The 22931-nt window shown below is 51.1% G+C and carries 18 protein-coding genes; 1 reads left to right on the top strand and 17 read right to left on the bottom strand.

The features are described 5' to 3' along the window. Positions 1 to 82: 82 nt before the first annotated feature. The 17 genes from serC to BLQ82_RS15340 form a co-directional block, all read right to left on the bottom strand. Complete coding sequence (gene serC, locus BLQ82_RS15420; RefSeq protein WP_074648292.1) at positions 83 to 1174, bottom strand: 3-phosphoserine/phosphohydroxythreonine transaminase; 1092 nt, start codon at positions 1172 to 1174, stop codon at positions 83 to 85. Between the two features lie 106 nt (positions 1175 to 1280). Next, a complete protein-coding gene (locus BLQ82_RS15415; protein ID WP_062524702.1) occupies positions 1281 to 2165 on the bottom strand; it encodes a hypothetical protein in 885 nt (294 codons plus the stop codon). A 393-nt stretch (positions 2166 to 2558) separates the two neighbouring features. Further along, entirely contained in the window at positions 2559 to 5183 is a 2625-nt protein-coding gene (locus BLQ82_RS15405) for a GH36-type glycosyl hydrolase domain-containing protein (RefSeq protein ID WP_244280813.1), read from the bottom strand. A gap of 1154 nt (positions 5184 to 6337) precedes the next feature. Continuing rightward, the gene (gene glnA / locus BLQ82_RS15400; protein WP_062524706.1) at positions 6338 to 7762 is read right to left on the bottom strand and encodes a type I glutamate--ammonia ligase; all 1425 of its coding nucleotides are present in this window, start codon (positions 7760 to 7762) and stop codon (positions 6338 to 6340) included. Positions 7763 to 8045: 283 nt separating this feature from the next. After that, the gene (gene aroF, locus BLQ82_RS15395) at positions 8046 to 9092 is read right to left on the bottom strand and encodes a 3-deoxy-7-phosphoheptulonate synthase (protein ID WP_062524708.1); all 1047 of its coding nucleotides are present in this window, start codon (positions 9090 to 9092) and stop codon (positions 8046 to 8048) included. A 412-nt stretch (positions 9093 to 9504) separates the two neighbouring features. Continuing rightward, complete coding sequence (locus tag BLQ82_RS15390; RefSeq protein ID WP_062524710.1) at positions 9505 to 10461, bottom strand: 4-hydroxy-3-methylbut-2-enyl diphosphate reductase; 957 nt, start codon at positions 10459 to 10461, stop codon at positions 9505 to 9507. A gap of 58 nt (positions 10462 to 10519) precedes the next feature. Then, positions 10520 to 11971 (bottom strand): sensor histidine kinase, encoded by a 1452-nt coding sequence (locus BLQ82_RS15385; RefSeq protein WP_062524712.1) that lies wholly within the window; start codon positions 11969 to 11971, stop codon positions 10520 to 10522. Position 11972: 1 nt separating this feature from the next. After that, positions 11973 to 12662, bottom strand: coding sequence for a response regulator transcription factor (locus tag BLQ82_RS15380; protein WP_025706461.1), 690 nt, complete (start codon positions 12660 to 12662; stop codon positions 11973 to 11975). Positions 12663 to 12786: 124 nt separating this feature from the next. After that, positions 12787 to 14454, bottom strand: coding sequence for a S1C family serine protease (locus BLQ82_RS15375; RefSeq protein ID WP_062524714.1), 1668 nt, complete (start codon positions 14452 to 14454; stop codon positions 12787 to 12789). Positions 14455 to 14714: 260 nt separating this feature from the next. Beyond that, complete coding sequence (locus BLQ82_RS15370; RefSeq protein ID WP_074648278.1) at positions 14715 to 15368, bottom strand: response regulator; 654 nt, start codon at positions 15366 to 15368, stop codon at positions 14715 to 14717. A gap of 114 nt (positions 15369 to 15482) precedes the next feature. Next, positions 15483 to 16538 (bottom strand): HAMP domain-containing sensor histidine kinase, encoded by a 1056-nt coding sequence (locus tag BLQ82_RS15365; protein ID WP_062524718.1) that lies wholly within the window; start codon positions 16536 to 16538, stop codon positions 15483 to 15485. A gap of 2 nt (positions 16539 to 16540) precedes the next feature. Beyond that, positions 16541 to 17617 (bottom strand): cell wall-active antibiotics response protein LiaF, encoded by a 1077-nt coding sequence (liaF, locus tag BLQ82_RS15360; protein ID WP_062524720.1) that lies wholly within the window; start codon positions 17615 to 17617, stop codon positions 16541 to 16543. 257 nt (positions 17618 to 17874) lie between these two features. Continuing rightward, entirely contained in the window at positions 17875 to 18012 is a 138-nt protein-coding gene (locus BLQ82_RS32020; RefSeq protein ID WP_155990387.1) for a hypothetical protein, read from the bottom strand. Between the two features lie 168 nt (positions 18013 to 18180). Then, entirely contained in the window at positions 18181 to 18810 is a 630-nt protein-coding gene (locus tag BLQ82_RS31060) for a 3D domain-containing protein (protein ID WP_425281132.1), read from the bottom strand. A 365-nt stretch (positions 18811 to 19175) separates the two neighbouring features. Next, positions 19176 to 21113, bottom strand: coding sequence for a threonine--tRNA ligase (thrS, locus tag BLQ82_RS15350; RefSeq protein WP_062524722.1), 1938 nt, complete (start codon positions 21111 to 21113; stop codon positions 19176 to 19178). A 441-nt stretch (positions 21114 to 21554) separates the two neighbouring features. Next, on the bottom strand, positions 21555 to 21725 hold the full coding sequence (locus BLQ82_RS15345) for a type II toxin-antitoxin system antitoxin (RefSeq protein WP_074648276.1): 171 nt from the start codon (positions 21723 to 21725) through the stop codon (positions 21555 to 21557). A 12-nt stretch (positions 21726 to 21737) separates the two neighbouring features. After that, on the bottom strand, positions 21738 to 22580 hold the full coding sequence (locus BLQ82_RS15340; RefSeq protein WP_062524724.1) for an SPFH domain-containing protein: 843 nt from the start codon (positions 22578 to 22580) through the stop codon (positions 21738 to 21740). Between the two features lie 162 nt (positions 22581 to 22742). On the opposite strand from BLQ82_RS15340, the gene BLQ82_RS15335 reads away from it, so the two are divergent. Then, the gene (locus BLQ82_RS15335) at positions 22743 to 22925 is read left to right on the top strand and encodes a hypothetical protein (RefSeq protein ID WP_062524726.1); all 183 of its coding nucleotides are present in this window, start codon (positions 22743 to 22745) and stop codon (positions 22923 to 22925) included. The last annotated feature ends 6 nt before the right edge of the window (positions 22926 to 22931 follow it).

Genomic DNA, 22931 nt, shown 5'->3' with positions numbered 1-22931 from the left:
AAAGTGTAGCCGGAGTTCCATAGCTTTTATTCAAAGCAGAAAACCTTCCGCCAACAGGCGGAAGGTTTGAAATTTGCATTCATTAACCTTGAGTTTGCTGGAAATGCTTCATGAAATCAGACAGCGCCTTAATGCTCTCATAAGGAACCGCGTTGTAGATGGAAGCACGCAAACCTCCCACACTGCGATGGCCCTTCAGCCCCACAAAACCCTCCTGCTCGGCCGCTTTGACAAATTGCTTCTCCAGCTCTTCCGACTGCATCCGGAAGGTCACGTTCATAATGGAACGGCTGCCTGCTTCCGCAACTCCGCGGTAGAAACCGCCGCTGCCGTCGATATGGTTATACAGCAGAGCTGCCTTATCGCGGTTCTTGACTTCAATGCCGGCCAGCCCGCCTTGCTCCTCAATCCATTTTAACACTTCATTAACCATATATACAGAGAAGGATGGCGGCGTATTGTACAGAGAGTTGTTCTTCAAATGCGTATCGTAACGCAGAATCGTCGGGATATTGGAAGGCGACTTGGCGATCAGCTCTTCCTTAACAATCACCACGGTTACACCGGAAGGTCCCAGATTCTTCTGCGCCCCGGCATAGATCAGCCCGAATTGATTCACATCAAAAGAACGGCTAAGAATGTCGCTGGACATATCCGCGATCAGCGGAATGGAACCGGCATCCGGGTACTCCGCATATTGTGTTCCTTCAATAGTCTCGTTCGAGGTAATATGCAGATATGCCGCATTGTCCGCCGCATTGATACTGCTCAGCTCGGGAATGGCCAGGAACTTCTTGTCTTCCGAAGATGCGGCGGCATGTGCGCCTCCAACCAGCTTCGCTTCCTTAAATGCCTTCTCTGCCCAGCTTCCTGTCATGACATAGCTGCCGACCTGGCCTTCAGAGACAAAGTTCATCGGGATCATGGCGAACTGTGTGCTTGCTCCGCCCTGAATGAATAGAACCTTGTAGCCTTGAGGATTGCCGAGGAGCGAAAGCAGACGTTCCTGCGCTTCATTATGCACGGATTCGTATATTGCCCCACGGTGCGACATCTCCATAATGGACATTCCGCTTTCCCGGAAATCGACAAACTCCGCCTGTGCGCGTTCAAGTACTGCCAGCGGCAATGCCGCCGGACCCGCGTTAAAATTGTATGCTCTCTTGCTCAAAATTGCTCCCCACCCTTTCTCTCCTATGAATATGGATATCGATATGATAGCAGTAATCACACACACCAGCAAGTATAATTATTCACATAGGAGGTAAGATCGCAGTCCATCACAAGGTAAAAAACTGATAGCTGCGGCTCCAATGCTTGCTGTGACGCGGTAAAAGGCTGATGTTCACAAAAACCTCGGGAGAAATTACATGTTTTTCTCCCCACAGCGCCATCCGCTCTGCGGCAAAATCCCCGCTCTCCCTCACACCGGCTCCGCTTGGCTTATGCCGCAGCTCCCAAAAGCCCCTTGCATCCATTTTATCCCTGACACCCAGCTTGCAGTAGAACGGCCGGTCAGGTTCCGCCTTCCAGGTGAGGGTATTTCCGGATACCGACAGCAGATCCGCTGTATAGGAAGATTCGGGGTCTTCCACTCTTAGGCCGGCCGGAATTTCCAGTTCATAGTCCGGGCCAACATTTGCACCGTTAATCCCCACAAAGTTATGAATGTATTCTTCCGTATGCAGCGGCTTGTCGCCCAAGTTCTCCAGCGTGTAGGAAATATTCACTTGGTCTTCGAGCAGCGTAATCTTTTTAGTCATCCGTATGCTGTAGCCGCAGCACTCCATCGGCTGAACCGTATAGGTTACCGACTGTGCACTGCGCTCCTCTTCGATCTTGAACGGAATGAGCGGATAGTTTCTGAAAAAGTCATAAGGTTCATCGCTTACCTTCTGCAGCAGCCCGACTCCCAGCTTCGGAAACCACTCCCCTGCTGCTGCTTCCTCATAGCCAATTGCCCGGGAAATGCCGAACTCATTGCACAGTCCCATCCCCCCGCTGCCATGGCCTGGTACCAGGCTTTCCGGTACACAGAATGCATGCCTTCCCTCCAGCAAAGTCACCCCTGTAATAAATCCGGTCCAATCAAAACGGGTACCGCTGTACTCCCCGACATCCGCTATCTCTACCTTGAGTATGCCGTTTGAGAGACTGTAAGCCATCTTCCACCCTTCCTTTCCATATCTATATAGAGTGAACTTAAGATATTTACATTAGGGACTTCGTCGGGACTACGGAGAATGTTTGGACTTCCGGCCGCTGTTGTCTGCAGATTTCTTGATTTGTACCGCTGTTCGCGGTGGAAATCCGCAGACAAAGGCGGACGCATTCGCTCCTCCAGTTCCAAACTTCTCCTCCATCCCTTTTCCCTTTTGTTAGTTTTCAGGTTCACTTTATATAGCAGTATTTATTCAACTCTCACTTATTAAACCATTCATTCTGCCGGAAAGCATCTCATATCATGACGATGGTTTCAAGTGCTTCTATACCTGCGAAAAAGCGCCCGCCGCCGCAGACCGGGCGAAGCTGGCGCTCCTCTCATGGTATTTCAGAAGTTATGCAAGTACCACCTGCAGGAGATGGACTTCTTCTTCCGGCAAAGCAGTTAGTACGCTGCGGGGAATCAGCACGCCCTCTGAGACGCGCTGAAGCGTCACCTCAGCGCCGTTCAGCTTAACGGAATGGATCTGGTAGTCTCCGTACTCAGCGCCGCTTGTAGCGGTGTAGACAACGTCCAGCCCGCGTTCCGCAAAAATGGTCCGTACCGCTGCTTTCCCGTCTTGGTCAAACTGGTCCTTCATCAGCTTAGGCTGAAGCAAGAGATCACCGAGCTTACCTTTGACACCGAATACTTCGGTAACCATAGTCAGCAGCAGCCAGCTCGCAGAGCCGGTCAGATACGTGTACATGCCTCTGCCCTGCTCATTAATGTACTCCGGAATGCCGGGATACATCCGGCTGAGCTCGAAATTTACGCTCAGGCTGTACAGTGAATCCAGCACCTTGCGTCCTTCTTTTACATAACCGCGCTTATACAGCGCATTCCCGTACATTACGGTCATATGGCTGAACATAGCGCCGTTCTCTTTATGGCCAAAGGCAAATCCGAACGCGCGGCCCAAATTCTGCTGGATGCCGCCAAAATCTGAATTCAGCCGGTACCCGATTTTCTCATCATACAGATTGCGCTCCACCGCTGCGATAATTTGCGGAATCTGCTCAGGAGCGGCAGCATGGCCAAGGAGCGGGAACACCTGGCCTGTCAGCGTCATCCGGATGTTGCCGCCGGCTTCTCCTTCCACACGTTCCCCGTCATTATTGTAATAGCCGTTGAACCAGCCGTCTCCCTGATTGCTCTGTATCCATTCGTTCCGGTGCAGATGATCAACAATCCACCCGGCCTTACGGGCCAGATCATCCGCTATCCTGTCCAGTGCAAGCTCCGAACGGACGCCGCTTACCTTGTTCGGTGCAGCAGCATAATAACGGTCCAGCAGTCCCCGCTTGGCCGATACGGATTCATAATCCACGGCTTCATGTAATGAATCCAGCAGCAGCGTCATTTCTTCCGCCAGTTCCAGCGTTTCAAGCCCTTTGCGCTCTTTCAGTGTGCGCAGCAGCCGGGAGAGGTCCAGCAGATTGCTGGCATAGAAAGAGGTGAAGGTGACACTTTCACCACGCTGTGCCGCCATATCCAGACCGTCATTCCAGTCCGCGCCTTCCAGCAGAATATTGTTGTGTTCCCCTACGTTGAAGAACGGAACAAGGTTTTGCAGCAGAATATGCTCCAGAATGGTTCCCGTATAAGACTCTCCGTCCGCAGTTTGAAGAGTGCTGCCTGCGGATGCATCCCAGGAAGCGTCCCGCTCCCGGCAGCGGGCCATGAAGGAATCCCGGAAGTAGCTCTGCTGCTCCAGCAGAAAGTCCAAATCTCCGCTCTGGTCCAGATACAGCATGGTGGTGAGGAACGGCCACGCCCCGTGGTCCATCCACACACGCGGAATATTGTTGCGGTCGGCGATGAATTCGCCCGGCTGCTGGCCGATAATCGTCGCATTGCTGCCGTCGATCCGGACCCCGGCATAGTTATTCAGCAGCAGACTGCGCACATCTCCCGGTTCCATGATCAGCAGCGCCAGGCAGTCCTGCCAGAGATCCCGCCAGCCGCGGCCGCCACGGCCGTAGTCATGGTACGGCAAAAAGGAATTGCCATACAGTCTGCGCAGCACCGGCTGCAGCGTAACCCATTTCATCCATTGGTCCGCCACCGGATCACTGGTATGAAACTCCACCGTGTTCACCTTCTCGGCCCAGAACGTTTTATTCTCCTGGAGCATTGCGTCAAAAGCTCTGGCAGAGCCGTATTTGTCCATCAGTGCAGCAACTTCGATTCTTTCATCGCCGATCGCCAGAACAAGGACATATGAAATGCTGTGGCCCGGCTGCAAAGATACCGCAGCAAACCGCAGTCCGCCAAGCGCTTCATAACCTTCCCTATGTACACCGCCGCCTGCCCCGATTTGCGGTTCCCGGTTCAAGACTACCGCTTCCGGCCAATCCAGACTTCCGCCTTCACCAATGAATTCTTCCTGCACCGGAAAGAAACCGGTTGGCTGCCCGCCGCCTTCTGCGGCCCCAAACACACCATATGAGGTGTGATTCACCCGGTGTCCACGCTCATCAAAGGAGAGCGCCGGCTGCACTTCAACCCCATGCGCAGAGGTATAAATCCGGTTCAGCAGCGAGGTAACATGCCGGTGATCCCGCAGATCGTCCGCTGAACGCGCATAGAGCGGAACCGCCGCCGTAGGTGTCACAGTCAATTCCTCAGCGGAGGTATTGGTAAGCACAACCTTCATAAGTTCTACCTTATCGTTTCCTGCGGGTACAAAGCTGGTGATTTCCGCCTTGATGCCCAGTTTCCGGCTCTCACGGGTTATACTGTGCCATAACAAACCCGCCTCCAATTCTGAATCGTCAGCCTCTTCACCATACATTGCGGCATTTTGCCGGGCGGAGTTCCCTGTTGCCGACCAGGCCCCTTTGCCGTCCACATACACCCAGAAGTTGCGGGAAGCCCGGGAGTTATGCAAATCTTCCACAGACAGGGGCGGTGTAAGGAACGTATTATGGCCAGAAGTGACTTGACCATGGAGCTTCGGACTGACAGAAGACATCATCCCCCCCTCATTAACCAGAGGAAAATATAAATAACTGCTCCGGTCAGGCTGCTTAAGACAGAAATCCCCGTTACTTCCGGTGAAAACCCATCCTGTTTTCGAATGATTCACTGTATTCATCCTCTCAAATTGCTTATATTTTATTGCTCATTACTCCATTGCTCATACTCTGTTGCTAATACTCTATTGCTCATAGGCGAACTATATTGAGGTTGACCTATGCGAGTTAAAACCGCAGACCGTTAAAAACGAAATACATAACAGAAACCGGTTTCGATTTTTATTATTACACCGTTGCATTTCATTGTAAAGATTTTTCTGAAGTGCCGTAAGAGAAAACAAAATACCTTGAAATAAGCCGGTTTTATAACAAACTGCAACGTTACCCCAAGCTAATCCCATGATACAATTATAACGAAATCACTTTCGTAAATAATCACATTCAGCATAGAAAATAATAATTTTTTTAAAATTTCCACTTAAAAAATAGACACTCCGCAAAAAGTAAGCGTTCTCTATATTGGAAATCTGAAACCTCAATCATCATTTCGGTATATTAACGAAATTTTTCGTTATCAAAATATATTTCTTCTATACAATATAGATTAGTTGAACTTGAGAACTTGAAAGCCCGGGGGACGCAATGAAGCTCATGAGGAACTGAAGCTAAGTAGAAAAAGTAAACCTAATTTGCTGCAATCCTGGCTACAAAAGGTTTTAGTTGGATTTTGTACATCTAATTTATGCATATTCAACCCATACGGCTGCTTTCAGGTGAATTAGTGGTACTTTTTCCCACATAGATGCTTCCATAAGCATAATGAGTTCGATAGTGATCCTTATTCCCACTAAGGATGAATGTTCTGTTCATATCCTTATCTGATTGACCTATGCGCTTCCACTCCTGCTAAGAAGTTCATATTATACAGATCAATGTATGGGCACCGAAGCAGATGCTCCTTCCCTAGCAGAAGCTCCTTGCCTCTGCCAGACGAATCCCAGAGGCCGCTGGCCCCTTCACAGCGCCCTTTGACTCAATACTTCATAAAGGTACCACTGTACCGCTGCAAAGCCCGGAGAAAGGCATACAGCGCATAAAAAGAAGCCCCCGGTTTCCCGGAGGCTTCTCGATTTATTCGTAGATTTAAGCAATCTTATACATCAAAGTACAGGGAGTATTCATGCGGATGAACACGAATGGCAACCGCTTGAGCTTCAGAACGTTTCAGAGCGATGTAGTTATCGATGAAGTCCTTAGTGAATACGCCGCCTTCTGTAAGGAATTCGTAGTCAGCTTCCAAGGAATCCAGCGCTTCTTCCAGTGTGCCTGGAACGCTGCGGATCTTCTCTTTGTCTTCATCGGCCAATTCGTAGATGTTCTTGTCCAGAGGACCATAACCCAATTCAACAGGGTTGATCTTCTTCTTGATTCCATCCAGACCTGCCATCAGCATTGCGGAGAATGCCAGGTAAGGGTTGGCTGTGGAATCCGGTGTGCGGAACTCAATGCGACAGCCCTTAGGTGTCACAGCAGCTACCGGGATACGAACTGCAGCGGAGCGGTTACCTTTGGAGAATACCAGGTTAACCGGTGCTTCGTATCCAGGAACCAGACGTTTGAACGAGTTGGTGCTCGGGTTGGTCAGTGCGATCAGTGCCGGAGCATGATACAGGATACCGCCAATGTAGTGCAATGCCATTTCACTCAGGTTGGCATAAGCGCCTTTTTCGTAGAACAAAGGAGAATCGCCATTGAAGATGGATTGGTGAACGTGCATGCCGCTGCCATTGTCGCCGAACAGCGGTTTTGGCATGAAGGTTGCCACTTTGCCGTATTGGCGTGCAGTGTTTTGCACAATATATTTGTAAGTCAGGAGATTGTCGGCTGTTTTCTTCAGAGTGTCAAAACGGAAGTTGATTTCCGCTTGGCCTGCTGTTGCCACTTCATGGTGATGGCGTTCGATTTCGAGGCCTGCTTCGCTAAGCAAACGGCACATTTCACTGCGGATATCCTGTTGGGAATCCACTGGTGCTACCGGCACGTAGCCGCCTTTAACGCCTACTTTGAATGCCAGGTTGCCGCCTTCGTCTTTGCGGTTGGTGTTCCATACCGCTTCTTCGGAATCTACGAAGTAGGAGGAGCTGTTCATTCCGCTCTCATAGCGCACATCGTCAAAGATAAAGAACTCGGACTCAGGAGCGAAAAATGCTGCTGTACCTACACCGCTGGCCTGCAGGAACTCTTCTGCTTTTACTGCAATACCGCGCGGGTCGCGCTCGTAACGTTCGCCATCAGGTGTGAAAATGTCGCACATGATGTTAAGCGTCGGATGAGCTGTAAAAGGATCAATGTATATAGTGCCAGGATCCGGCATCATTACCATGTCTGATTCTTCAATCCCGCGGAAACCTGTTATGGAAGAACCGTCAAATGCAACACCGTTCACAAATGTTTCTTCATCAACAGCAGAAGCTGGAAGTGAGATGTGGTGAGCACGTCCACCCAAATCTACAAAACGAAAATCCACCCATTCGATATTGTTCTCTTTGATCGTCTGCAACACTTTTTCAACCGACATGAATTAATTCCTCCCCAAGTTCCGAACATTAGGCCGCTCACAGTATCAAATGTTCTTGTTTTTAATTTTTTTGCTGTCGTCATTATAAATCCCAAACCTAACATCGTCAATGCTTATGTCAGGTATTTCTTGAGACAATGTAAGATATTCTGACGCTTTCGTGAAAAATGCTCAGTTTCTCCAACGACATGTTATGTTCACTTCGCAGTACGCAAAAACAGCCCTCTTTCCCGCCCGAAAGCGGGATGGAGGACTTGTCAGAAAGCCTTATATCACAACATGATCAGAGCGCAGGAGCTGCCTCAAGCGAATTGGAGAATTTGCGTCCTACAAGCGGTGCCAGCTTCTCCAAATCTCTCAGAAGCTTATCAAACTGCTCAGGGAACAGAGACTGTACGCCATCTCCCGTCATAGAGTTGTCCGGATCGGTATGCATCTCGATAATCAGCCCGTTGGCACCCGCAGCAACAGAAGCCTTAGCCATCGGCTCCACCAGCTCACGCCGTCCTGTGCCATGACTTGGATCGGAAATGACTGGAAGGTGGCTCAGGTTCTGGAGCACCGGAATCGCTGACAGGTCAAGCGTATTGCGTGTGTATGTTTCGAATGTTCGGATTCCGCGTTCGCAGAGCATGACATCGCGGTTGCCGCCGGCCAGAATGTATTCCGCCGCATTCAGCAGCTCATCGTAAGTCGCGCTGAAGCCGCGCTTCAGCAGCACGGGCCGCCCGCAGGTGCCCAGCTTGCGCAGCAGGTCAAAGTTCTGCATATTGCGTGTGCCAACCTGAAGAATATCCGCATGCTCCGCGCAAATGTCCACATACTCCGGTGTCATTACCTCCGTAATCGTCAGCAGGCCATGGCGTTTGCCTGCTTCCGCCATCATCGTGAGGCCTTCCACGCCTACGCCCTGGAAGCTGTAAGGACCCGTCCGCGGCTTGAAGGCTCCGCCGCGCAGCACCTGGCCGCCGGAAGCCTTGACCAGGCGGGCGATCTCATCGATCTGTTCAGGGGATTCCACAGCGCAGGGTCCGCCCATGATTACCAGATTCTCCCCGCCGATTTTTACACCGCGGATATCAATAATTGTGTCCTCCGGATGGAAGTCACGGCTCGCGAGTTTGTAAGACTTGGAGATCTTCACCACGTTCTCCACGCCTTTCATCTGCCGCAGATGTTCAGCCAGCTTCGGAGTGACTCCGCCCACCAGGCCAATCACCGTATGATCCGCACCGCGCGAGAGGTGGACCTGCAGGCCTTCTTTTTCAATCACAGCGATAATTTCGTTAACCTGCTCCTGTGGTGTTTGATTGGATGTAATGACGATCATATCATAGCTCCCCTTTTGGACAAATATTCTTAAACCGGCTCTTAAGACAATAAAAACACTATTTCGCTACGACGCGTGTACGCTTTTAAGCACTAAAGTAATTTTAACTCATTGACCCGCATTAGTCAATCTGCAATCGGCCGTATTGTATGCATTATGTCCATATTATGGCGGCGCCTCTTTAATTTCCTCCAATTCCCTCAGGTAACTTAAGGGTATATTTCCGGATTCCTCCATAGTAAGCGAAAACGACTCTTCCGTCCTTTACAAGCCGGTACCGTTTCAGCGAGAAATATAAGGATAATTTATTGCATGTAGCATAAAAATTAGATTTCAAAAAAGCACGCAGCTCCCAGAAACCGGAAGTGGCGTGCTTTCTAATTAGGGTATAAGTCCGCATGGGTAAATTCAATCAGTTAGTGCTTGCGCTCTTGTTCTTCACTGGAGGCAGCAGCTTCGACATGTTCACGGTACGCTTGATCTCCCAGGTCTCAGGAAGTGCTGGATCGTACTGCTCCAGGTAGCTGATGACTTCCTTGGTAATCGGTGTAGGCGTAGAAGCACCGGAGGTTACCCCTACCTTGTTAATCCCCTGCAGCCATTCCGTCTTCAGCTCTGACAGATCGGCGATACGGTGTGCAGGCACACCGGCAATTTCCTCCGACACCTGGGCCAGACGGTTAGAGTTATTGCTGCGCGGATCACCGACAACGATGACCAGATCACATTGACCGGCCTGCTCCGCGACCGCTTCCTGGCGCACTTGAGTAGCCATGCAGATCTCGTTATGCACCTCTGCGCCGGGGAAGGTCTCCAGCAGCTTCTTCATAATATGCTTGATGTCCCACTGGCTCATAGTCGTCTGGTTGGTGATGACGATGCGTGAAGAAGGGATCGACAAACCGGCGATCTCCTCTTCTTTTTCAATCAAGTGAACATGCTCAGGCGCAATGCCGACGGCACCTTCCGGTTCCGGATGGCCTTTCTTGCCGATATAGATAATCTCGCAGCCCTCGGCTACCTTTTCCTTGATAAGGTCATGTGTCTTCGTCACATCCGGGCAGGTGGCATCGACCGTGGTCAGGCCTTTGGCCCGGGCCAGGCGGCGAACCTCCGGCGATACGCCATGCGCGGTAAAAATCACCGTGCCGCTGTCGACTTTATCCAAAATATCAAGACGGTTGTGGCCGTCCAGCGTAATAATTCCATCGTCCTCGAACGAGTTGGTAACATGGCTGTTGTGCACAATCATGCCCAGTATATAAATCGGCCGGGGCAAATCAAGATTTTGCGCGGCCTGCCGTGCCATCACCATGGCATCGACGACGCCATAGCAATAACCCCGGGGAGAAATTTTGATGACTTCCATGAATTCACCGGCTTTCTGCTGTCGTAGACTGCTGTAATAGGACCTGCCTAATTATACCCTATTCCAGCGGCGGAGCAAAGAGAAGCGGCAGCCAGATGACAAAAGTCGTTCCCTCGCCCTGGCGCGTAACCACCTCGACCGAACCTCCATGCTCATCAATAATCCACTTGGCAATCGACAGCCCGAGGCCGATTCCTTCGGTAATTCCCCGCGATTCATCGGCACGGTAGAAACGGTCAAAGATATGGGGAACCTCGTCCTTATCCATCCCGATACCCGTGTCGGCGATGCGGATTCCCACCTGGTTCTGATAAAAAACAGCGTCCAGCGTGACCTCGCCCGCAGGGGTGTATTTGAAGGCATTATCAATAAAAATAAACATCATCTGCTGCAGATAGTCTTTGTTGCCGAGGATATATTTGCCGTTCAGCTGACTGAGGTCACCAACGGACCAGTCGGCCTGCCGGGGCAGAAAAGAAGCCCGCCGGGCCACTTCGGTCATCATCGGTTCCAAGGCTACCGGTTCAATCTCAAACGTCCGGCCGGTATCGGCCCGGGCGAGCGACAGCATGTCAGACACCAGGCGGCTCATGCGTTTGGATTCATCGGCGATATCCTTGACCGACTCCATGGACAGCTGGCGGATCTCCGCTTCCGACATCCGGCTCTCATCCGGATTCATTTCCCAAATCTTTTGCAGCAGATCAATATTCCCGCGGATGGTTGTCAGCGGCGTCCGCAGCTCATGCGAAGCATCGGACACGAAGCGGCGCTGAGTGGCATAAGAATCCTCAAGCTCTGTATAAAAACCCTCCATCCGCCCAAGCATACTGTTGACGGTCTGGATCAACCGTCCAATCTCATCTTGCGGCCCGTCATATACAATCCGCGAGCTGAGGTCGGTCCCCGTCTGAATCCCGTTGGCCGCTTCTATGACCTTGCCGATCGGGCTCATCGCCTTGCGGGCCAGGAACAGGCCGAAGGTGAATGCCGCGATCAGAGTGGCAAAGGAGCCGACGATCAGGATGTTCTTCAGCCTTAGCATTAACCGGTCCTGTTCGCCTGTATAGGCAGCCATTTGCAGCACTGCAGCGGGATTACCGTCGTAACCCGGAATATCGACCGGCCTCTGATAGATTAGAAATGGATTTCCATCATAGCTTTCCCGGACAAAGCCCTGCTGGCTTACAATAGTCTCCTGCTCCGGAACATTAAACCGCAAATTGAATGTCTTCATATTGTTATTGGGAATAATCTTGTCAATATCATAAATATACATCTGCGCAAACAGGTTTTGTCCTTCAAGATTTCCGCCCACGAATATATTTGAAGATCCGTCTAAATACGTAACAGGTTGCAGTACTATCTGGCTTGCCTGATTTTTGAGCCGATCCTTAATATCACCATACGTATTAAAATACACAAATCCGTAAATTGCGGCTGATAAGGCCAGCAGCATAACGGCCAAAATCCCTGAATACCAAGCAGTCAGCCGCAATCGTATCGACATATTAGTCACCTCTTAGGATGTAACCGGCTCCCCGGATCGTCTGAATCAGTCTTTTGCCGCCGTGCTCCTCGGTTTTCTGGCGAAGCATGGCAATGTATACTTCAAGCACATTGGATTCTCCGCTGTAATCATAACCCCAGATTTTATCCATGATCAGATCGCGGGACAGCACCCGTTTCGGATTCTGCATAAATAAATGCAGCAGCTCGAACTCCTTCGCGGTCAGCTCCAGACGTTTGCCGCCGCGGGTGACCTCCCGCGAGTCCACATCCAGCGTAATATCCTCGTAGGAAACTGCCTGGTCGGAACCTCCTCCGCCCTGCTCGCTTTTGCGGCGCAGCAGCGCACGCACACGGGCAAGCAGCTCCTCCAGCGCAAACGGCTTCACCAGGTAATCGTCCGCTCCGAGGTCCAGGCCTTTTACCCGATGCTCAATTTCATCCTTGGCCGTAAGCATAAGTACCGGAACCGTGCTTCCGCCTTCACGCAGACGCCTGCACACCTCGAATCCATCCACCTGCGGCATCATCACATCGAGTACAACCACATCCGGATCACTGTTCAGTACAGCGCGCAAGCCATCGGCTCCGTTCGTAGCTGTCTTTACGTCATAGCCCTCAAAAGCAAGACCCCGGCGCAGCATGGAAATAATTTTCTCATCGTCATCAATAATTAGAATATTCGGCCGCATCTATACAACCCCCATTGTCCAAATCATATATCTCTATTGTAACATGATTACTAGTGTTAGCAGCCATTGCAGCAAAAACGGAAGGGTCTCCCCTTCCGCTCTGCATTTCACCGTCCGGTGTCTGTTACTGCTTCTGAGTTTGTGAAGTGTTGAAGTCGTTTTTATTGCCAATGGTTACAGGAAGCTCAAGCGTTTTGCCGTCACGAACGACGTTCAGCGTGATTTTGTCACCCACTTTGAGGGTCTGGATGTAGGTAATCAAATCCTGGCTGGTTGCATACTTCTTGCCGTTAGCACCTGTAATAATATCGTAAGGGCGCAGATCTGCGGTGTAGGCTGGCGATTTGAAGATAATTTCGGCGACGACGGAACCTTCTTTAATATTCGTCCCCATCTGTTTGGCTACCTCATCTGTAATGGTCATGAGTGAAGCGCCAATGAACGGAACAGGCTCTTTAGGAATTTCCTGGTTGGCTTCAAGTTTGTCAACAACCTCTTTAATGGTATTTACCGCAATGGCAAAACCAATACCTTGAGAATCCGTGCTTACGGCTACGTTCATTCCGATAACCTGGCCATTCAGATTAAGCAGCGGGCCGCCGGAGTTACCGGGATTGATGGATGCATCCGTCTGCAGAAGGTTTTTGTAATTACGGGTGCCGCTGCCGTCTTCTTCGTTGATGTCAATGCTGCGGTTTTTGGCGCTGAGTACACCAGCCGTAACGGTGTGGTCAAAACCCTGCGGGTTCCCGATAGCCACCACTTCAGAGCCGACCTTGATGCTGTCCGAATCGCCAAGCTGTACGGTCGGGAAGTCTTTTCCTTCAATCTTCAGCACCGCCAAATCCAGATCCTTGCTGACGCCGAGCAGCTTGGCTTCATATGGCTTGGTATTGCCGTCGACGGTAACCTGAATCACATCGGCGTTGTCAACAACATGCTGGTTGGTCAAGATATAACCGGAGGAATCATAGATAAACCCTGTTCCGATTCCATAAGGTGTAAGCTGGGAAGAATTCGCGCCTGAATCCGATTCTGTATTGGAGCCTGATCCTGACCCGGAAGAATTGCTGCCGCCAAATTGATCACCGAAGAAAAACTGCGAAAACGGATCACTAAAATTTGGATTGGCCGAGTTTCGGCCAGAGCTTGTTTTCACCAAAGTTTCAATTTTGACGACTGCCGGTCCGACGGAGTCCACTACCTTCGAAGCATCCGTTGTACCTGTGAGCAGCGATGTCGTTGTGGTTGCAGGCTTAGCATCCGCATTTCCGTTGGCTGTCTTCGCCGCAGTGTTCGATACAGATGCCGTAGTAACCGGGTCACCTGTAAACCAGTTGCCGCGATCGGCCATGAACATGGAACCTGAAAGAACAATCATCCCGGCCAGAAAAGAGACCAGAACCGCTTTTACCGGCTTCTTCGGTTTGTGGTTATACTGCCAGCCGTTGCCGCCGTCCGCTCCATTCCCGCCGTTACCGCCCCGTCCGCCATTGCCGTCAAATCCGGTTGTGCGGAGCGAAGTGCTGTATGGCACCGGTCTGACCGGCTGCGGAGGATTTACCTCTACACGTTCCGGTTCCCGGCGGTTATAGTGCTGCGGATCATCCGGGTTCATCTCATCTTTGTTAAGCGATTTGAAAGGTCCGTAAGAGTAATAGTAGGAAGAGCCGGATTCAGTAGATTCATTATTATTGCTGCTGCTATTGCTATCCCATTCCCGTTCCGGCGAGGGTTCATTATCACGATTAAAGTTGTTTTCACGACCATAGTTGTTTTTGTTATCGTCCATGTTTATCTTTCCTCCCGCACCTTGCGCTTCCGGCAAGGGTTAATTTGTTTTCTTGATCTTATTTTGTACTTTAAACCTTAAGGTCACATTAAAAACAATTTAAACAGAGATAAAAAGATAAAGGATGGCGGGAGAGGCCCTCTTGCAGGGTAGCAGAGATCCGGTTTTCGCTATGATATTCGCAAATGGAAGCGAAAAAAAGGCCCGGGCGCACAAAACGCGCCAGGCCCTTAATTGTATTTCGTACATTGTTAGCTTATTCAGCCCTGCGCCCAGCCTTTGCGGTGGGCATATATCGCCAGCTGGGTACGGTCATCCAGTTCGCATTTCATCAGCAGGTTGCTGACATGCGTTTTTACGGTTTTGATGCTGATATGCAGTTCCTCGCCGATATCCTTGTTGGTCTTGCCTTCGGCAATGAGCAGCAGCACTTCCTTCTCCCGTTCCGTAAGGCCGGAGGAATCTCCCTGCACGGTCCGCTGGCGGATGCCCCGGGTAAGGGCCTGGGATACATCGCCGGTCATCACCGGCATCCCGCGGAATGCGCCTTGCAGCGCGTAGATCAGCTCTTCGGCGGAGACGGTTTTGAGCACATAGCTGACCGCACCGGCTTCAATGGCATCCACGACAAGATCATCCTCCAGGAAGCTGGTGAGAATAACGATTTTGAGGCCCGGAAATTCAGCCAGAACAGCCCGGGTAGTCTCTGCCCCGTTCATCACCGGCATCATCAGATCCATCAGCACCAGATCAGGCATCTCCTCCTGTCCCCAGCCACGAAGCATATTGAGCGCTTCCTGCCCGTTCGCAGCCTCTCCGATAACTTCGAACATCGGGTCCAGCATGAGATATGTTTTAAGGCCCATCCGGACCATATCATGATCATCAACAAGCAGAACTTTTATGATACCCATGTTTATCCTCCTCAGAGTTTTATGGAGCTGTACCTCCTGTATGAACTACGCAATAAAACTAGCATCGAAAGCATACGCTTAGTTTGGTCAGCATTGCTTTTCAGGCTCTCATGGTCAGCCCTCAGCAGCACCAGTGCTGTCCAGCTCCGGGCTGCCCTGCACAAATTTTGGTATATGTACACGGATCGTAGTGCCCGCACCCTTGCGGCTGATGATTTCCACTTGTCCGCCGAGCTTCTCCGCCCGTTCCCGCATCGTTGTCAGTCCGTAGGAGCCTTGCTTATGCTGCACATGCTCGAAGCCCTGGCCGTCATCGCTGATGCTCAGCACCACTTGTCTCGGCACTTCGCGCAGCGACAGGCTGACCATACGCGCGCCCGCATGCTTGACAATATTCGCCATCGATTCCTGAATGATCAGGAACAGCTGATGCTCAATCGCTTCGGACAACTCTCCCTGCAGCTCAAGCTCCTTCACGCCTTTTAGGCCGTTCTGACGGCAATAATCCGGGAACCATTTCTCCAGCGCTTCGAAAAGATTACGCCCCTCCAGTTCCACCGGCCGAAGCTGGGCAATCAGGGCTCTCATCTGCTTCTGCGCCATTTGGGACATGGTGATCAGCTGATCCATAACAGTCTTGCCGTGCTCTGCGTTCCGTTCCAGCACTTTAGGCAGCGAAGAAGCGGACATATGAATCGCGAACAGCTGTTGGCTCACCGTATCATGCAAATCCCGGGCCATACGCCTGCGCTCTTCAAGTACCGCACTCTCCGCTGCCTTTTCCTTCTCGATCACTTCCTGTTCGCCCAGACGCTGCAGCAGCTGCATTTTATTCTCCACCGTGTCCATCATCATGTTGAACTCGTGGTACACTCTGGTAAAAGACTGGTCGTCGCTCTCAGGCATTCTCACGGAAAGATTGCCTTTGGCTACCTGAAGCATATTCAGGTCCAGAAGATCAATCCGCCGCTGAATCCGCTGGCCCGCCATATACCCGACAATTACCGTGAACAGCACAATCCCCGCGCAGAGATACAACCACATGCGGTAATCCTGAACCTCGATGTAGCCCAGGCATGTCCCGGCATACATGAGTCCGGCGGTTACACCGCCGCTAAGGAGAAAATACACCAGCAGCATCCATTTGGTATTGCTTAACAATTTCCCCATGCCTAACCTACCGTTTTGATTTTAATGTCGCCAATGAAGGCACTGACATTAATGCGGACTTTTTTGCCGGCTTCCTTATAATAAGGCGTCTTGCATTGGACACTGCTCATGAACCCGCTACGCGACTGTTCCAGGACCTGCATGTCTCCGATAAAAGAGCTGCTGTTGACCTTAACGCCCAGATTCATATCTTCCGGCACATACACCTTGATGTCGCCTACAAAAGCAGAGATATTAATCTTCGTCTCCCCGTAAGGAATCTGCGCATTGGTCAGATCCAGCACGGTGTCGCCGATGAACTGTGAAATATTCGTATTTTTGAGCTGGAAATGATCCTTGCCCATATGAACATCCCCGATAAAAGCGGAGCGGTGCGTCGTTTCCTTCGAGTCATCCCCATCGTCAAACCCGCCATGCCATTCGCCATGCCGGCGGGCGTGGCGCTCCTGACGCTCCTGCCGTCTGCGTTCGTGCCGCTCATGCTTTTCCTGCCAGCGTGAATCCGCTGAAGAACGGATGTGCCCGTTGTCCTCATCCTCGTCCTCATCATCCTTCTGCAGATACTCGTTCCAATCCCGCTTGCCCTCAGGCTTGCCGAATTTCTGCTCGAACTGCTCATCGAGCGTGGATTCGAGAGGCTTGGGAGGTTCAACGTCCAAAGAGCTTTTTTCAGGTCCCGGAGGATAGAAAGTCGGCGGTGTCGGCGGTGTCGGCGGAACGGGAGGTGTATGATCCCGCGGTTTGAAGATAACATATAGCCCTCCGCCGATCAGCATAACGGGAATCAGCAATTTGAAGAAATCGCCTGCCGATACATAGAACCAATCCAGGTTGCGGCCCAGGAAAAACAGCCCAAGCGCGAGATAAAAGAACCCCCAAAACACGGATGATCCCTTGCCGTGGTCATTTGTGGACAGAAAATTCTGCACACCCATAACAATAAGAATAACCGGCCAATAATCGGCGAATAAAGAACCTATGTTGATATCGGTGTATCCCATCTGCCTAAGCAGAAACATCGCTCCCAGTCCAATCAGGATCAGTCCCCCGAGGATCTGGCTGGTGAACCGTCTTTTCATCCTTCATTTCCCCTTTATATTGATGTAGCTCGCTTGGTTCAATCTTATAGCCTTAGTCTACAGGAACAGGCGGCCTGAGAACAGCGCCGGGAGAAGGAAACTTGACTCAGTCTCTGGACCGAGGCATATGGTAAATAAAGTTAAATGCACACCGCAAAAAGGCTGTCCCGCCGCTCAGGAACTGAACGGGATCGGGACAGCCGGTTAAATATCTGATGCAATTCGAAAGCTACTGCTCCAAAAGCTTATCAACAGCATTACTGCTGTGGTTTTTGGACCGGTTTGGCAATACTCTGCTTCGATGCGCCGTCATTTTCAACAGCAAATTCAGCATTGTATTTTTCGTTTGGTGTTTGGTAGTTTTCTTGTACCTTTGGTTTCTTGGAATTGGCCACGGAAATCACCTCCCTTGTCTCTTGTGCAGTCTGAGATCAGATTGCGCCCTGAGATGCTAACGAAAGAGGCTGTTTACTTTGCCCCAGTCCGTATTATGAGAAAGGCAGGACCTATTTATGCATGACCAAGTGAAATAAAATTCATACTGCCGGTGTATGTGGTTAGCGTTAAATAACTTCCTCAAGCAGATCCTGCGGGATGGCATTATACGTTTGGATGGCCTGTCCCAGACTCTTCAGCATGTTCTCGGTACATTTTCCGTTCCCCCGCTTAATGAGCTGAACCACTACCGTCTTTTTTCCCCACTCCTTATAGACCTGCTTGGTGGTGCTAAAATACAGATCAATTTTCCGGCCTTTAATGGCCGAACCTGTGTCCGCTACAACGGCGTAGCCATAGCCGGGGATATACAGCACGCTGCCAAGCGGAATTACTTTCGGGTCGGCGGCAATGGTCGATACGGCATTCTTATCCCGGCGGACTTTGACACCTGAATAGGTGATGCCGTACTGCGGATGCTTTGCGGTTTTACCTGTAGACTCATAACCTGCTGTATAGCCTGTAGCCGTTACTTTTAAAGAAGAGATAATCTGCTCCGGTGCAGGTGCCGCTACCTGAATGGATGCCGGTCTCAGCGGTTGCTTCGCCGATGGCTGGACTGCTTGTGGTGGTGCTGAATGCCTTGGAGCCCGGGTGGCTTCCGGCTGGCCCGATTGGGCGAGCGCCTCTGAACGGGAAACCCCTCTGGAAACGGACTCCCCCTGAGCGTACAGCGCGGCATGGCCAACCGTATGCACTTCATTTAGAGTATGTCTGCTGACACTGCCGAACGGCACAGCTTCCTTTGTATATTGCGGATCAAGTGACTTTGTTGTACTGCTTAGCTGATTTGCAGTGTCTCCCGTCCCGGTAGCTTCCACCCGCTTGTGTCCAAAATCAGGATAGACTCCGGCAGCAGTCAGCAAAAGTACAACAGTGACGAAAAGACACCAAAACCTCTGGCATAAGCCCATTTTGTTCATTAGTTAAACCTCCCCCTATTAGCGAAGGTTTCCCGTTTCACAAAATTTTATACCTGCAACCGTAAGATAACGGCTGCAGGCGGCGTATGACAGAGGTTCTTATACAGCAATACCATTGAACAGGATCTGCGGCAAAAGCTTTAGATTACACGCTCCGCAACTTCCTTAACCAAAGCAGCAATAACTTCCTGAAGCGGCTGGGCACCGATATCGCCTTCACCGCGCTTGCGGATCGAGACGCTTCCCGCATTCATCTCGTTCTCACCGACCACGAACATATAAGGCAGCTTCTCCAGCTGCGCTTCCCGGATCTTGTAGCCCATTTTCTCGTTGCGCAGGTCCACTTCGGCCCGGATTCCGCTGGCCAGCAGCTTCGCTTCAACATCCTTGGCATAATCATCAAATGCCGAAGATACCGGAATGATCTTCACCTGCTGAGGAGACAGCCAGAGCGGCAGGGAACCGGCAAAGTTCTCCAGCAGGAAAGCAACAAAACGCTCCATGGTGCCGAGGATACCACGGTGAAGTACGACCGGACGGTGTTTTTGGCCATCATCACCGACATATTCCAGCTCAAAGCGCTCAGGAAGCAGGAAGTCGATCTGTACGGTGGATAATGTTTCTTCTTTGCCCAGTGCCGTCCGGATCTGCACGTCCAGCTTCGGACCGTAGAACGCGGCTTCGCCATCCGCTTCAAAGAACGGCAATCCGGCTTCCTCAGCCACTTCACGCAGCATCCGCTGTGCAGTTTCCCACATTTCATCGTTCTGGAAATATTTCTCGGTATCCTGCGGATCACGGTAGGACAAGCGGAAGCGGTAATCGTGAATGCCGAAATCGCTGTACACCTGCTTAATTAGATCCAATACACGGGTGAACTCGCTCTTAATCTGGTCCAGACGGCAGAAGATATGGGAATCGTTCAGCGTCATGGAGCGCACGCGGTGCAGACCGGTTAATGCGCCGGACATCTCATACCGGTGCATCGTGCCAAGCTCAGCGATACGGATCGGCAGATCGCGGTAGCTGTGCATCGAGCTTTTATAAATCATCATATGATGCGGGCAGTTCATCGGACGGAGGACGAATTCCTCAGTATCGATCGTCATCTTCGGGAACATATCTTCCTGGTAATGCTCCCAGTGCCCGGAAGTTTTGTACAGCTCCACGTTGCCAAGCACCGGGGTGTATACATGCTGATATCCGAGGCTGGCTTCCAGATCCACGATATAACGCTCCAGAATACTGCGCAGCTTCGCGCCTTTTGGCAGCCAGATCGGCAGACCCTGGCCTACCAGCTGGTTGAATGTGAAGATTTCCAGCTCTTTGCCGAGCTTCCGGTGGTCACGCTTTTTAGCTTCCTCCAACAGACGCAGATGCTCATCAAGCTGAGCCTTTTTGATCCAGGCTGTTCCGTATACACGTTGAAGCATCTTGTTCTTGCTGTCGCCGCGCCAGTAAGCTCCGGCTACATTCATCAGCTTGAAGACTTTGATCTTCGCTGTGGAAGGGACATGCGGACCGCGGCAGAGGTCAAAGAACTCTCCCTGCTCATAAATCGTGATCACACTCTCCTCGGGCAGCGCCTCGATCAGCTCCAGCTTGTACGGATCGCCCAGCTCGCCGAAACGCTCCAGCGCTTCCTTGCGGCTGACCTCTTTGCGGATAATCGGCAGATTCTCGGATACGATACGTTCCATTTCCTTCTCGATCTTCAGCAGATCCTCCGGATTCAGCGGGTGCTCCAGATCCATATCATAGTAGAAGCCATCTTCGATTACCGGGCCTACCCCCAGCTTAACCTCCTTGGTTCCGAATAGGCGCCGAACCGCCTGCGCCATCAAGTGGGCAGTACTGTGGCGCATCACCTCGAGGCCTTCCGGCGAATCCAGGGTCACGATCTCCACCAGCGCACCTTCCTCCAGCGGCGTTGCCAAATCTACAACAATCCCGTTCAGCTTGCCTGCTGCCGCATTCTTGCGGAGTCCGCTGCTGATCGAAGCCGCTACATCGTCAATGCTGCTGCCCTCTGCATATTCCCGGACCGAGCCGTCCGGAAGCTTAATATTTACCGACATGTTTCTTCCTCCTGAATTTGTCATTACATACAAAAAACACCCGTCCCGCAAAGGGACGAGTGATTGCACCCGTGGTTCCACCCAAATTCGATTCCAAACCTACAGGAATCCTTCATCAGCATGGGAATAACGGCCATGAACCGGCGGTTCTTACTATACCCTGCAGATTGTCCACAGTTGGACAGCACCCGGGAGTTCATAACCGCAGCTACAAAGGGGTAGATCGGTTACCGGATACCGGAGGAAATTGCAGCCTGAAGTTTCCTCTCTCTGAAGCGGTCCTGTAGTAACAATCCCTATCTTTGTCAACGCTGTTAACATGAATCATGTGTAATTATAATTCTGTCTCCGGCGTTCCGTCAAGTCAATCCCTTCAATTATCAGCCACAATACCTCCGCCAAAAATAACTCAGGGCAGAAGCTGCCTTCTGCCCTGGAATTCTATTCATCCCGGCGTTTCCGTTCAGGCAAGCGGCCTGCGCGTTTCAAAGCCTCACGCAGCAAGTATTCGATGTGTCCGTTCACGCTGCGAAATTCTTCTCCTGCCCACCGTTCCAGCGCCTCGTGCAGTTCGGGATCGATCCGCAGCGGAAAGCTCTTCTTGGCCGCCATGATGAACGATCCTTAGTATAACGAGCCGGCGTTAATGACCGGACTCGCACCGCGCTCCGACACAATCGCTACCATCAGATTGTTAATCATTGCCGCTTTGCGTTCTTCGTCGAGTTCTACTACACCGCTCTCTTTCAGCTGGCGGATCGCCATATCCACCATGCCGACGGCCCCCTCAACAATAATCTGACGTGCGGACAGAATAGCGGAAGCCTGTTGGCGCTGCAGCATGGTGCTGGCGATTTCAGTGGAATATGCGAGATGTGTCAGGCGCGCCTCAATGACTTCAACACCGGATAAGGAAAGACGCTCCTGCAGCTCCGTTGCCAGCTCCTTGGCGATTTCATCCGAATTCGCCCGCAGGGACATCCCGGACTCGTTAAAATTGTCGTAAGGATACCGGCTGGCCACATGCCGCAGCGCAGTCTCACTCTGAATTTCTACAAAAGCCATATATTTGTCGACATCAAACAAGGCTTTGGCTGAATTGACTACCTTAAATACGATAACTGCGGCAATCTCAATCGGATTCCCCTCGACATCATTCACCTTTAACGTGGCGCTGTTAAAATTCCGCACCCTGAGGGATACGTTCTTGCGGACACTGAACGGAATGACTGCAAAGAGTCCGCTGGTAGCAATGGTACCGACATATTTACCAAAAAAGGTTACCACGACCGATTTATTCGGCTGCACTACCGTAATACTCGTACAAAGCACACCAGCTAAGACGAACAGGACAACGGGAATCACAGCATAATCATGAGCTGCACCGTAAATCCCCCCTGCCACACAGATGGCAATAAGCGCAATAACCAGAAAGCCGCTGACCGGATGCAATGTTTTTTCTTTCATGAAAGGCACCTCCATAAGATATGTATTTGATATAATTATGATATCACTTTTGGATATGACTGTAAACAAAAATATCACTGCATATTTGCCCGTTTTCTTCTATACTACGAAACTATCAAACGCTATTTGCAATACTACTAATGAAGAAGGAAGTGGAAACACATGAGTGTTAAGGAACAGGTATTCGATATTATTAAGGCATCAGAAACTCCGCTCAGCGCAGGCGAGGTTGAAAAGCTGTCCGGTCTGGAACGCAAAGCCATTGACAAAGCATTCACCGAGCTGAAAAAAGAAAATGCGATTGTTTCCCCGATCCGCTGCAAGTGGGAAGCTGCCGTCAAGTAAAGTCCC

It is taken from the genome of Paenibacillus jilunlii (genome assembly GCF_900102965.1).
GTDB lineage: Bacteria > Bacillota > Bacilli > Paenibacillales > Paenibacillaceae > Paenibacillus_AQ > Paenibacillus_AQ jilunlii.
This window is presented reverse-complemented; position numbering and strand designations above follow the sequence as displayed.